Origin of the sequence: Streptomyces sp. HUAS ZL42 (assembly GCF_040782645.1) — a bacterium.
Taxonomy (GTDB): domain Bacteria; phylum Actinomycetota; class Actinomycetes; order Streptomycetales; family Streptomycetaceae; genus Streptomyces.
In genome coordinates this window covers 4,019,570-4,032,528 of record NZ_CP160403.1, presented here as the reverse complement: position 1 = coordinate 4,032,528, position 12,959 = coordinate 4,019,570, and the positions used below count along the sequence as shown (strand labels likewise).

10 protein-coding genes and 1 riboswitch are annotated in these 12,959 nt (G+C 70.5%); of the genes, 5 read left to right on the top strand and 5 right to left on the bottom strand.

Annotated elements, in window-relative coordinates; translation table 11 throughout:
* Nucleotides 1–37 precede the first annotated feature (37 nt).
* Together ABZO29_RS18260 and ABZO29_RS18255 are read left to right on the top strand one after the other, a co-directional pair.
* A complete protein-coding gene (locus ABZO29_RS18260) occupies nt 38–1,369 on the top strand; it encodes a PspC domain-containing protein (protein ID WP_367321271.1) in 1,332 nt (443 codons plus the stop codon).
* Nucleotides 1,366–2,100 carry a LuxR C-terminal-related transcriptional regulator gene (locus ABZO29_RS18255; protein WP_367321270.1) on the top strand — a complete coding sequence of 245 codons (735 nt, stop codon included), beginning with the start codon at nt 1,366–1,368 and terminating at the stop codon, nt 2,098–2,100. Before ABZO29_RS18260 ends, ABZO29_RS18255 begins: the two co-directional genes overlap by 4 nt.
* 21 nt (nt 2,101–2,121) lie before the next feature.
* Here the strand turns inward: ABZO29_RS18255 and ABZO29_RS18250 are convergent, their stop codons facing one another.
* Nucleotides 2,122–3,183, bottom strand: coding sequence for an NlpC/P60 family protein (locus tag ABZO29_RS18250; protein WP_367321269.1), 1,062 nt, complete (start codon nt 3,181–3,183; stop codon nt 2,122–2,124).
* Between the two features lie 364 nt (nt 3,184–3,547).
* On the opposite strand from ABZO29_RS18250, the gene ABZO29_RS18245 reads away from it, so the two are divergent.
* The gene (locus tag ABZO29_RS18245) at nt 3,548–3,901 is read left to right on the top strand and encodes a hypothetical protein (protein ID WP_367321268.1); all 354 of its coding nucleotides are present in this window, start codon (nt 3,548–3,550) and stop codon (nt 3,899–3,901) included.
* On the opposite strand, the gene ABZO29_RS18240 is transcribed toward ABZO29_RS18245, so the two are convergent.
* Both ABZO29_RS18240 and ABZO29_RS18235 read right to left on the bottom strand, forming a co-directional pair.
* Nucleotides 3,879–4,874, bottom strand: a complete 996-nt coding sequence (locus tag ABZO29_RS18240) for a tellurite resistance/C4-dicarboxylate transporter family protein (RefSeq protein WP_367321267.1) — start codon at nt 4,872–4,874, stop codon at nt 3,879–3,881. The two genes, ABZO29_RS18245 and ABZO29_RS18240, sit on opposite strands and share 23 nt — an antisense overlap.
* Nucleotides 4,875–5,015: 141 nt before the next feature.
* A complete protein-coding gene (locus tag ABZO29_RS18235) occupies nt 5,016–6,149 on the bottom strand; it encodes an NlpC/P60 family protein (RefSeq protein WP_367321266.1) in 1,134 nt (377 codons plus the stop codon).
* 50 nt (nt 6,150–6,199) lie between these two features.
* Nucleotides 6,200–6,370: riboswitch (cyclic di-AMP (ydaO/yuaA leader) on the bottom strand.
* Nucleotides 6,371–6,632: 262 nt separating this feature from the next.
* Here ABZO29_RS18235 and ABZO29_RS18230 point away from each other — a divergent pair.
* Nucleotides 6,633–7,712: a ScyD/ScyE family protein gene (locus tag ABZO29_RS18230; RefSeq protein ID WP_367321265.1), complete on the top strand. Its 1,080-nt coding sequence runs from the start codon at nt 6,633–6,635 to the stop codon at nt 7,710–7,712.
* 70 nt (nt 7,713–7,782) lie between these two features.
* The gene (gene pcrA, locus ABZO29_RS18225) at nt 7,783–10,266 is read left to right on the top strand and encodes a DNA helicase PcrA (protein ID WP_367321264.1); all 2,484 of its coding nucleotides are present in this window, start codon (nt 7,783–7,785) and stop codon (nt 10,264–10,266) included.
* A gap of 51 nt (nt 10,267–10,317) precedes the next feature.
* Here pcrA and ABZO29_RS18220 read toward each other — a convergent pair whose 3' ends face one another.
* Complete coding sequence (locus tag ABZO29_RS18220; protein ID WP_367321263.1) at nt 10,318–11,847, bottom strand: M23 family metallopeptidase; 1,530 nt, start codon at nt 11,845–11,847, stop codon at nt 10,318–10,320.
* Between the two features lie 236 nt (nt 11,848–12,083).
* Nucleotides 12,084–12,959 (bottom strand): esterase/lipase family protein, encoded by an 876-nt coding sequence (locus ABZO29_RS18215; protein ID WP_367321262.1) that lies wholly within the window; start codon nt 12,957–12,959, stop codon nt 12,084–12,086.

Genomic DNA, 12,959 nt, shown 5'->3' with positions numbered 1-12,959 from the left:
CCTTCGAAGATCAGGGGAGTCTCCGGGGCCAACCCTGATGCCCGGGTCCGCCGACCGTGTGACCATCGATGGCATGCCGGAAGCAGCCGCAGCAGCGCCCATCGCCGAACCGCGGCCGCCGCGCAAGCTCTACCGCAGCAGCGACGGACGCTGGCTGGGCGGAGTGGCGCGGGGCCTCGCCGGGCATCTCGGGCTGCCTGTGATCTGGGTGCGGCTCGTCTTCGTCGGCCTGTTCATGGCGGACGGCCTCGGCGCACTGCTGTACGCGGCGTTCTGGTTCTTCGTCCCGCTCGGCGTCGGTGGCGTAGGCGGCCAGCGGCCGCCGTCCCTCGTCACCACCGAGACCTCGCCCGACGGTCGCCGCAGACTCGTCGCCCGCCGTCCGGACAAGGGCCAGATCGTCGCGCTGCTGCTGATGGTCGTCGTGGCCATGGTCTTCGTCGGCAGTGTGAACCTGGGCGCCGGAGCCAAGGCCTATCTCCTGCCCGCGGTCCTCGTCGCCGCGGGCGTCGCCCTCGTCTGGCGCCAGGCGGACAACGCCCGCCGGGCCCGCTGGGTCGAGGTCGGCCGCAGACGCCGTACGCTCACGCTCCTGCGCGCCGGCGCGGGCGTCCTGCTCGTCACCGCCGGCGTCTCCGGCGTCTTCGTCCTGCAGGGCTCCGCCGCCCACCTCGGCTCGGTCCTGCAGGCGGCGCTCGCGGTCCTCGTCGGCATAACACTCCTCGCCGGGCCGTACCTGGTCCGTATGACCCAGGACCTCTCCGAGGAGCGCCTGATGCGCATCCGGGCCCAGGAGCGTGCGGAGGTCGCCGCCCACGTCCACGACTCGGTGCTGCACACCCTGACCCTGATACAGCGCAACGCGGAGAACGCCAACGAGGTGCGCCGCCTCGCCCGGGCCCAGGAACGCGACCTGCGCACCTGGCTGTACAAGCCCGAGGGCACCGGCAAGGACGAGGCCGACGAACCGGCGAACCTCGGCGACGCGGTACGGCGCAACGCCGCCGAGGTCGAGGACAAGCACGGCGTTCCCATAGAGGTGGTCGTCGTCGGCGACTGCCCGCTCGACGAGAGAATCGGCGCACAGATGCAGGCCGCACGCGAGGCGATGGTGAACGCAGCCAAGTACGGTGGCGAGGGCGGCGCCGTGCAGGTCTACGCCGAGGTCGAGGGGAGGACGGTCTTCGTGTCCGTCCGGGACCGCGGCCCCGGCTTCGACCTCGACTCGATACCCGCCGACCGCATGGGTGTCAGAGAATCGATCATCGGCCGCATGGAGCGCAACGGCGGTACGGCGCGGCTGCGGGCGGTGCCGGGCGGCGGCACGGAGGTCGAGCTGGAGATGGAGAGGGCGGAGAAGACGTCATGAGCGACCCGACCGAGGAGAACGGAACGGCGGGAGCGGCGGAGACGGCCGAGTCCGCGAGCGGCGCGGGCAGGCGGCACGTGCGCGTGGTCCTCGTCGACGACCACCGCATGTTCCGTACGGGCGTACAGGCCGAGATCGGCCAGACCGAGCAGACAGGCGTCGAGGTGGTCGGTGAGGCGGCGGACGTCGACCAGGCCGTCACCGTCATCACCGCGACCCGGCCCGAGGTGGTCCTTCTCGACGTCCACCTCCCGGGCGGCGGCGGTGTCGAAGTCCTGCGCCGATGCGCGGCGTTGATGGCCGACGCCGAGCAGCCGGTGCGCTTCCTCGCCCTGTCCGTCTCGGACGCGGCGGAGGACGTGATCGGCGTCATCCGCGGCGGCGCACGCGGCTACGTCACCAAGACGATCACCGGCACCGATCTGGTCGACTCCGTCTTCCGCGTCCAGGAGGGCGACGCGGTCTTCTCCCCGCGTCTCGCCGGCTTCGTCCTCGACGCCTTCGCGTCGACGGACGCGCCGCCCGTCGACGAGGACCTCGACCGCCTCACTCAGCGCGAGCGGGAGGTGCTGCGGCTGATCGCGCGAGGGTACGCGTACAAGGAGATCGCCAAGCAGCTCTTCATCTCCGTGAAGACGGTCGAGTCCCATGTCTCGGCGGTCCTGAGGAAGCTCCAGCTGTCGAACCGGCACGAGCTGACACGGTGGGCGACGGCACGACGGCTGGTGTGACCCGAGGCGACGGTCGCCGTCTCACACCACCCGCGTCGCCCCCGCGAACGGCATCTCGTCGATCGGCGCCACCCGTACCGGAGCGGACGGGTTGGGGGCGTGGATCATCTGTCCGTTGCCGATGTAGATGCCGACGTGGCTGATGGCGGAGTAGAAGAACACCAGGTCGCCCGGGAGCAGTTCGGACTGGGAGACGCGGCGGCCGGCGTCGATCTGGGCGTAGGTCGTGCGCGGCAGGGAGATGCCCGCGGAGCGGTACGCGGCCTGTACGAGGCCCGAGCAGTCGAAGGCGTCCGGGCCGGTGGCGCCCCAGACGTAGGGGCTGCCGAGCTTGCTGTAGGCGTAGGAGATGGCCGCCGCCGCACGGGAGTTGGGTGCCCCGGCGGTCGCGGCACCGGCGCCCTGGAGGCTGTCGCGTGCGCCCGTCGAGGCCCGGGAGGCGCGGCCCGACGTGTCCCCCAACCGCGCGCGTTCCTCGGCGCTGAGCCGGGACAGCAGCTCTCGCGCCGCGCCCAGCTTGCCGGTGATCGTTTTCTTCTGCCGGCTGAGTTCCGCCTGCCGCGCCTTGAGCGAGGTCAGCTCGATGCGTGCGGCTCCGCGCAGCTGCTCGATCTCCCGCAGCTGTTGGCGTACGCGCGCGACGGCGCCGGCCTGCCGGTCGCCCGCCCGTTCCGCGAAGGCGGCGCCGTCGAGATACCGGTCGGGGTCGTTTGCGAGCACGAGCTGCAGCGCGGGGTCGACACCGCCGCTGCGGTACTGCGCCGCCGCGATCGAACCGAGCGCCTCCCGCGCCGAGTTGAGCCGCTCCTCCTTGCGCGCCGCCTCGTCCCGCAGTGTCCTCAGCCGCTGCTCGGCGGCCTCCGCCTTCTCCTTGGCGCCGTTGTACTTCTCGGTGGCGGCCTCCGCCTCCTGGTACAGCTTGTCCACCCTGGCCTTGACCTGGGCCGGTGTCAGGTTCGGTTCGGCGTGCCCGATGCCGTCGAAGCCGGTCGCGGTCGCCGCGCCCGCGAGGGCGATCGTGGCGGCCGTACGGGCCGGGCTTCCGCTGAGCGAGCGCTGTCGGGGCTTGCGGTGCGCTGCCACCTGGACTGCACGTCCTTTCGTGGTTTTACGCGTCCGGCGGCGGCCGGCACAGGGGGAGCGGGCCGCCGCCGGACCTTCTCGGCGGTGGTGTCCGACTGCCGCCCCTGGCCCGGGCGGCGGTGGGGAGCCGGTCACCTGGTGGAGGACGCTAGGCCGCTCTGTGTCGAGCCGGTAACGCGATGTGCGGAAGTGGCCCGAGCGGATCGCGGGGTGACCGCATGTGACCGTGATCCCGTTCCGGTGCCGTCGCCTTCACGCAGAGCGATGACCGATGCGCCGATTCCGGGACACGTGGGGATGACGGGGTGCTATGGGTCGGCCCGGTGTCGGGCGGCACCGGGGCCCCTGATTAGGCTCCGGCCCCATGGACGTACTCATCCATCTCTTCGTCGGTCTCCACATCGTCGGCATCGCCGCGCTCCTCGGCGGCTTCCTCACCCAGATGAAGGCGATGGGCCAGGGAACCGCCCGCTTCGTCCCCGCGATGCTGCACGGCGCGGCGACGATGCTGGTCACCGGCGTCATCCTGGTCGGCCTGAACCAGGCGGACGACCAGCCGGTCAACAACATCAAGATCGGCGTGAAGCTGGCGCTGCTGATCGTGATCCTCGGGCTCGTCTACGTGAAGCGGGACGACGAGAAGGTGGACAAGAACCTGTTCGGCCTGGTGGGCCTGCTGACCACCGCGAACATCTTCATCGCCGTGCTGTGGACGTGAGCCCGGCCCCGGCGGCCCGGGTGGCGGCGTAGGCCTCCCGCACCGCCCCCGCGGCGACGGCCAGCCACGCCGCCACGGCGATCCACAGCAGCACCTGCCCGGGCCCCTTCAGCCACGGGACGTCGAGGACGGCGGCGACGGACAGCGTCGCCGCCGCCGTCATCCCCATCGGGAACACCGTGGCCCAGCGGCGCACGTCGTGGCGCGGCCGCGGCCACAGCACCTCGGCCGCGAGGAGCACCACGTACGAGGCCAGGCACAGGACCAGCAGCGCGACGGTCACCGCGCGCAGGACACCCCGGTCGTCGTCGTTCCACAGGTACAGGCTCGCGGTGTCCGCGGCGACGAGCCGCGACCCCGCCAGCGCCGAGACGGCGAGCGCGCCGCACGCCACCCACTGATCTCCCGGCCCTTCGGTCATCTGCCGGAGGTCGAAACAGGCCAGTGCGGCGGCGTAGAGCACGAGCCCGAGCCCGAACAGCACGAGCGCAGCGTGCGCGAGCCAGGCCACCGACTCCGCCCGGGCGAGCGTGGCACCGAGAACGGCGAGGGCCTGCGTGGCCACGCATCCGAGGAAGACCGCCCCCGGCATACGGCGCCGCCAGTGCCGTACGACGTCGACGAGCAGCACCGGCCAGAGCACGACCGCCAGTGCCAGCAGCGCCTCGGCGGGGGTGTGCCGGCCCAGCGCCGAGAAACCGGTGCCCAGTACGGCGGTCGCGGCGACGGCGGTGAGCGACACCGGGGTGCCGGCCTCGGCCGCCCACCTCTCGCGGTCCCGCAGCAGCCGTACGACGAAGTCCGCCGCCAGCGCCAGCCAGCCGACGCACGACACGCCGAGGGCGATCCGGGACAGCACCTCGTGTCCCGCCAGGTGCAGGCCGACCGACACGATGCCGGTCGCCATCACGGCGGCCCCGGCCGCCGGCGGACGATGCGCCCACCAGGCGCGGAGGGATGAGGTGCCGGACATGGGGCCGATGCTAGGGAGCTCTGCGCGCGTTGCGAGCGGGGCACGCGCGCGAGCGCGGGGAAATACGCGCGGGCGCGGGGCAGCATGCGTGCTCCCCCGTGTTTCCCCGCACGTTCCCCGCACGTTCCCGCAGGCTCGCCGTCAGGCCGGCCGCACCACGCTGTGGATCGCCGACTCGCTGTCGTAGTAGATGGACTCCTCGCGCACGTACGCGCCCGGCTTCGGGGCGTGGATCATCATGCCGTTGCCGATGTACATGCCGACGTGGCTGATGTCGTCGTAGAAGAAGACGAGATCACCGGGCTGTGCGTCGGCGAGGGAGACGGTGGTGCCGGCGTTCACCTGGTCCCAGGTGGTGCGCGGGAGGTCGACGCCCGCGGCCTTCCAGGCGGCCTGGGTGAGGCCGGAACAGTCGTAGGAGTCGGGGCCCGTCGCGCCCCAGACGTACGGCTTGCCGATCTGCGCGCGGGCGAAGGCGAGTGCCTTCTCGGCCTTGGTGGCGTACGAGGAGTCCGAAGTGGAGGTGGACGAGGAGGACGAGGAGGTGCTCGTGCTCGACGAGCTGCTGCTCTCCTGCTGTGCGGCGGCCTCCTGCTGGGCCTGCTGTTCGGCCTGCTGCTTGGCGAGCTCCGCCGCCCTGCGCGCGGCCGCCTCCTGCTTCTGCTTCTCGATCGCGGCGAGCCGCGCCTTCTCCTCGGCCGTCAACTGCGACAGGAGCTCGCGTGCGTCGGCGAGCTTCTTCTGGACGGTGGCCTTGGCCGTCTTCAGCTCGGTCTGCGACTCGGTGAGCGTCTCGAGGCTCTGGGAGGCCTCCCGGCGCTTCTTCATCGTCGCCGACTGCTCGGTGATGTAGTCGTCGACCGCGCCCTTCTGGCGGTCGGTCATACGGCTCATCAACTGCGTCTGGTCGAAGTAGTCCTGCGCGGAGTCCGCGAGCAGGAAGGTCGCGGTGCTGGGCGCGGAGGCGCCGGTGCGGTACTGGGCGGCGGCGAAGGAACCGAGTTCCTCCCGCGCCTCGTTGAGCTTCTGGGTGCGCTGGGCGACGTCGTCCAGGAGGGTGTCGACCTGCTTGCGCTGCTTGGCGGTCTTCTCCTTGGCCGCGTTGTACTTATCGGTCGCCGACTCCGCCTGGTGGTACAGGTCGTCGACCTTCTTCTGGACCTCTTCGAGACTCGGCTTGTCGTCCGTTGTGGGGGAGGCGTTGGCCGTCTGGGAGAGCAGGGCCACGGAGGTGAGGGCGGCGGTGGCGAGGGCGGGCGTGCGTATGCCTGCCATACGCGGGCCCGGGGGGCGCGGCTTGCGGTGCTGCGACGCCAAGGGAGGCGACTCCTTCCATGTTCCGCCTACCGGGTTAGCTGTCGGGTTCGGGCGGGTGGTTCGGAAGGGTTGCCCTACGGCCTTCCCCCGAGGGAAGTGCGGCCGATTCACCCCAAGGTCTCGGTTGGGTCCCCGGCTCCGGCCGCCACGGGGCGCACCGGATTCGACGGAGGCCGTGCGGCCCGGCGAGGTTCGCCGGTGGAGGTCGTACGGCCTGCCCGGCACGGTAGCCAACTCGTGTGGCCCCTGTGAAGTTTGAAGTGCGATATGCCCGATACATTTTCGTGACCTCGACCCAGGGCTTTGCTTTCCGTGGTCAATCCGGAGTGATCTGCGGTGACTTATGCGTATTTTGACCGGAGTGGCGCCGTCCGCCCGCTTCGGAGCGCTAACTTCCAGCCAGCCACGGTCGGGTGCCGTGGCGGGTGAGAGGGGCATGCCATGAGGAAGCGCAAGGCACTCGTCGTCGCCACAGGAGTCGCACTCGCCGCCACCGCGGGCATCGCGCCCGCGGGCGCCACCGGAGGCCACTCCGGCGGCAAGCCGGAGATCCGCGTGATCGTGAAGGGCCTCGACAACCCGCGCCAGATCTCGTACGACAACGGCCATCTGTACGTCGCCGAGGCCGGGCGCGGCGGCAAGAGGTGCATCGGAGAGGGCCCCGAGGGCGAGACCTGCATAGGGCTCACCTCCGCGGTGACCAAGGTCTTCTGGGACCAGGGCGCGTGGAAGCACTACCGGGTGGTGCAGGGACTGCCCTCGGGCGCCGCTCCGGACGGCGGCTTCGCCACGGGCGTGGACGGCGTCTCCGCCCTCAACGGCAGCCTCTGGGGCGTCGAGACCTACGCCCCGCCGGAGGCCGGCGTCCCCACGACCCCACCCTGGAACACGCTCGGCAAGCTGCTGTGCGTCTCGCCCGGCAAGGCGAGGATCGCCGCCGACGTCTCCGCGGTCGAGTTCAAGTACAACCCCCACAAGACGGCCGTCGAGTCCAACCCGTACGCCGTCCTCGCCCTCCCCGACGGCCGCAAGATCGTCGCGGACGCGGCAGGCAACGACCTGGTCGTCGTCTCCCCGAAGGGCAAGGCCCGCCCCTTCACGGTCTTCCCCGACCACGACAGGCACGAGTCCGTGCCCACGTCGCTCGCGCTCGGTCCCGACGGCAACCTCTACGTCGGCGAGCTGAACGGCTTCACCGAGAAGCCGACCGCCCGAGTCTGGAAGGTCGACCCCAGGACGGGCAGGATCCTCGGCTGGAAGTCCGGCTTCGGCCCCGTCACGGGCGTCGCCGTCAACAAGCATGGCGACCTGTACGTCAGCCAGCTCACGGCCGGCCTGGTGACCAAGGTCTCGCACGGCAAACGCACGAACGTGAAGGTGCCGTTCCCGGCGGGCCTTGCCGTCGACCCGCACGACGGGAAGGTATACGTCTCGGCCTGGTCGGTCGCCGACCGTGACGGGACGCTCCTGGAGGGCAAGAAGACGCCGGGCGGCCAGCTCTGGAAGATCCTCGGCTTCTGAGGACCTGGATTTCGCCGGATTCCCAGGGCGGCGGCGGGCTGTCGGTGGGGCGCCCTAGACTCGGAAGGCGATGAGCAGCCTCTTTGACGACAGCTTCCTGGCGGACCTCCGAGCCCCCCGCGGGCACGAGGAGGAACCCCCGCCGCCGCCCGAGGACGATCACGCTCCGGAGCCGGTTCCGGACGATCTGTTCGGCGGGAAGTTCGACGTGCCCCCGGACCGGGACGCCTACTACCGCGACGGCGCCCCGCGCCCGGCCATCGACGCGGCCGCGCTCCTGGAGGGGCTGAACGAAAACCAGCGCGCCGCCGTCGTCCACTCCGGCACCCCGCTGCTCATCGTGGCCGGCGCCGGCTCGGGCAAGACCCGTGTGCTCACCCACCGCATCGCCCACCTGCTGGCCGAGCGCAATGTGCACCCGGGCCAGATCCTCGCGATCACCTTCACCAACAAGGCCGCGGGCGAGATGAAGGAGCGCGTCGAGCACCTCGTCGGCCCGCGCGCGAACGCGATGTGGGTGATGACCTTCCACAGCGCGTGCGTGCGCATCCTGCGCCGGGAGAGCAAGAAGCTCGGCTTCACGTCGTCGTTCTCGATCTACGACGCCGCCGACAGCAAGCGTCTGATGGCCCTGGTCTGCCGCGACCTGGACCTCGACCCCAAGCGCTACCCGCCGAAGTCCTTCAGCGCCAAGATCTCCAACCTGAAGAACGAGCTGATCGACGAGGAGGACTTCGCCGCCCAGGCCGCCGACGGCTTCGAGAAGACCCTCGCCCAGGCCTACGCCCTGTACCAGTCGCGGCTGCGCGAGGCGAACGCCCTCGACTTCGACGATCTGATCATGACGACGGTCAACCTGCTGCGCGCCTTCCCGGACGTCGCCGAGCACTACCGCCGCCGCTTCCGCCACGTTCTCGTCGACGAGTACCAGGACACCAACCACGCCCAGTACGCCCTCGTCCGCGAACTCGTCGGCACCTCGGAGCACCCCGTCGACGTACCCCCCAGCGAGTACGACGTCCCGCCCGCCGAACTGTGCGTCGTGGGCGACGCCGACCAGTCGATCTACGCCTTCCGCGGCGCGACCATCCGCAACATCCTCCAGTTCGAGGAGGACTACCCGGACGCGACGACGATCCTGCTGGAGCAGAACTACCGCTCCACCCAGACGATCCTCAGCGCGGCCAACGCGGTCATCGAGCGCAACGAGTCCCGCCGCCCCAAGAACCTGTGGACCAACGCGGGCGCGGGCGCGCGCATCACCGGCTATGTCGCCGACACGGAGCACGACGAGGCGCAGTTCGTCGCCGACGAGATAGACCGCCTGACCGACGAGGGCGAGGCGAAGGCGGGCGACGTCGCCGTCTTCTACCGCACGAACGCCCAGTCCCGTGTCTTCGAAGAGGTCTTCATCCGCGTCGGCCTGCCGTACAAGGTCGTCGGCGGCGTCCGCTTCTACGAGCGCAAGGAGGTCCGGGACGTCCTTGCGTACCTGCGCGTCCTGGCCAACCCGGAGGACTCGGTCCCGCTGCGCCGCATCCTCAACGTGCCCAAGCGGGGCATCGGCGACCGCGCGGAGGCGATGATCGACGCCCTCGCCCAGCGCGAGAAGATCAGCTTCCCGCAGGCGCTGCGCCGCGTGGACGAGGCGTACGGCATGGCGTCGCGCTCCACGAACGCCGTGAAGCGGTTCAACACGCTGATGGAGGACCTCCGTACGATCGTCGAGTCCGGCGCGGGTCCGGCGACCGTCCTGGAAGCGGTTCTCGAACGCACCGGCTACCTGGCCGAGTTGCAGGCCTCCACCGACCCGCAGGACGAGACGCGCATCGAGAACCTCCAGGAACTCGCCGCCGTCGCCCTGGAGTTCGAGCAGGAGCGCGGGGAAGGCGAGTCGGTGGCCCTGTCCGACTTCCTGGAGCAGGTGGCCCTGGTCGCCGACTCCGACCAGATCCCCGACGAGGACGAGGACGGCTCCGGAGTCATCACCCTGATGACCCTCCACACCGCCAAGGGCCTGGAGTTCCCGGTCGTCTTCCTGACCGGCATGGAGGACGGCGTCTTCCCGCACATGCGCTCCCTCGGCCAGACAAAGGAGCTGGAGGAGGAGCGCCGCCTCGCGTACGTCGGCATCACGCGCGCGCGTGAACGGCTGTATCTGACACGGTCGTCGCTGCGGAGTGCCTGGGGGCAGCCGTCGTACAACCCGCCCTCCCGCTTCCTGGAGGAGATCCCGGCCGCGCACGTGGACTGGAAGCGGACGGGGGCGGTGTCGCCCGTGTCCTCCGGTCCGGCGTCCGCGGTGGCGGCCTCGCTGTCGTCGTCCCGTTCACGCTCGTCGGCCTCCGGCGCGTCCGGCTTCGCGACGAGCAGGGCCTCGGACAAGCCGGTGGTTTCGCTGGCAGTCGGTGACCGGGTGACGCACGACCAGTTCGGGCTCGGCACCGTCGTGGCGGTGAAGGGCACGGGCGCGAACGCGGAGGCGACGATCGACTTCGGGGACGCGAAGCCGAAGAGGCTGCTGCTGCGGTACGCGCCGGTGGAGAAGCTCTAGACGCACGAAACGAGCCCCCGTTCCAAGAGCGGGGGCTCACAGGGAAGCCGCTTACGTCGGGTCGAGTCCGTGGCTGCGCAGCCACGGAAGCGGGTCTATGGCCGAGCCGCCGCCCGGCCTCACCTCGAAGTGCAGGTGCGGACCGGTCGAGTTGCCGGAATTGCCGGAGTACGCGATCGGCTGTCCGGCCTTCACCGTCGTACCGGAGGCGACCCGGTAGCTGGAGAGGTGGCAGTACCACGTCTCCGTACCGTCCTTCGCCGTCACGATCATCATGTTGCCGTAGGCGCTGTTCCACTGCGTCCGGACGGTGCCGTCGGTCGCGGCCATCACCGTGGTGCCGTACGAGACCGGGAAGTCGATGCCCGTGTGCACGGACATCCAGTTGATTCCGGCCTGGCCGTAGTAGGCGCTGAGCCCGTGCTGCTTGACCGGCAGCGCGTACTTCGGGCGCAGACGTTCCTTACGGGCCGCCTCCGCCGCAGCCTTCTTCTTCTCGGCCTCCTGCTGGGCCTTGAGGTCGATGCGCTCCTGCGTACGGCTGGCCCGGTCGGCGAAGTCGTCGGCCTCCGCGGAGAGGCTCTTGAGCTGGCTGTCCAGCTTGTTGTTGGCGGCGGACGGTTTCACCGCCTGCGCGTCCGACGCGGTCGCCGAGCTGTCCTTGTCGCCGGTCAGCGTGCCGACGGACGCCGCGGCGATTCCCGCGACACCCATCACACAGGCCGAGGGCACGGCGATGGTCAGCAGCGCCGAGCGCTTGGGGGGCGTACGGCGGCGGGACCGGTTCGCGCCGCGCGAGCCCGTGCGCGGGGCCGGAACCCGGGCGGGGGCCGCCTCTTCCTGGTCGTCGAGGAGCGGGGCGGCCGCGGGCATCTCGCCGGTGGCGGTCAACTCGCCTTCGTCCTGGACGGGTTCGTCGTAGGCGACCTGCTCGGCCTGGTCGAAGTCGGCGTTCGCCTGCTGCTCGAAGGATTCCGCCGACGGTTCGTAGGTGTCCGCGGTCGTCTCGTAGGCGTCCGTCGTCGGTGTACTGCCGCCGTCGGAGTTCCACTGCGTGGCGTCGTACGCCCCGGTGTCGAAGGTCTGCGTGCCCCAGTCCCACTGCTGGGTCTGGTCGGCGGGGCCGGCGGACTGGTCGGGCTGGAGCCAGGCGCTCGCGTCCCTCTCCCAGAGGGGGGACCCCCAGCCGGAGGTCTCGTGGCCCGTGGCCTGCGACGGGACGGCGGTCAGCGGCTGGTGGCCGGTCGCCCAGGCCGTCGTCTCGTACACGCCGGTGTCGTAGGCGGCGTGGTGCTGGGCCGCGTACACGTCGTAGTTCAGGGTGTGGTGGCTGCCCGTGGACCACTGGGTGGAGTCGTACGCGCCTGTGTTCTCGCCCGGGAGACTGCCGAAGAGGGGGTCCGAGTGGAAGGTCGAGGTGGCGTGGCCACCGGTCTCGAAACCGGTCGCGTCGTAGCCGCCGTATGTGGTGAAGTCGCCGTACTGGGCTTCCTGGGTGCCGTACGACGCGTAGGGCGCCGAGGCGGCATCGGAAGCCGGAGCCGGGGTGGGCAGGGTCCCCGACGGGTGACGGTCGTTCACCAACTTCTCTTTCGCCTCGACGACAGGGGCTGCCAGAGCAGTGCGGTGACTGTACCCGGCGGTATGCGGGCGCGACAATCTTCAGCAGGTTTCGGGCGCGCAGGAAACGGGCATTCGGCCGTGTTTCGGGGGAGTGCGGGCACGGGTTTGGCTTTGTGTTCGAAGAGTGTTCGATGTCGACCGGCTGCCGGAGGGCTGTTGACCGGCTGTGCGGCGCGAGTTGTCGAAGTGTCTTCCTACGCCACCGTCAGGCCGTTGGAGTGAGCTGCCGCCCGGGCGCTGTCCGTCGTGTTGTCGAGGGCCTGCCGTATCCCGGTCGCCACGGCGGGGTGCACGGGCAGGGCCAGATGGCCGACACCGCTGACCCGTACGTTCTGCACGAGCAGGTCGGGGTGGTCGATGCAGGCGGTCTCCAGCGGGTCCATCAGATGGTCGAGGTCGCTCCAGAAGCTGACGAACTGCGTACGGCAGCCAGGTGCGGGGCGGGTCAGCTCCTCGATCACCTCCGAACCGGGGCGCATCTGGCGCACTATGGGGTGTGCGTTCGCCATCGGGACGACCCGGGTTCCGGAGTGCGGGGTGCCCAGCGTGACGAGCGTGCGGACGCGGAGGTCGCCGCCCAGCCGCTGCACGTAGTACCGCGCGATCAGTCCGCCGAGGCTGTGCCCGACGACGTCCACCTCACTGCTCCCCGTGCGCTCGCAGATCTCCTCTATGTGCCGGCCGAGCAGTTCGGCCGCGGTGCGTATGTCGCAGGTGAGGGGTGAGTAGTTGAGCGACTCGATCTGCTGCCTGCCGTGCTGGGCGAGACTGCGGCGCAGCAGGACGAACACGGACCGGTTGTCGATGAAACCGTGCAGCAGAACGACCGGCGGCCGGACCTGGGCAGGCAACTGGGCCGTGTCCGGGATGCCCTGCGCGGGCAGGTCGGGGATGGTCCGGGTGCGGCGTTCCTGCGCGATGCCGGAGGGATAGAGAAGGAGATGTCCCGCGAGGATCGCGATCTCCAGGGCGGTCGCCTTCAGGAGGGCCACGGAGAGACCCGTCAGTCTGCTCGGCAGCAGACGCTGACAGAGCGGAAGAAAGGGCTGCAGCGCCCAGGTGACCTTCAT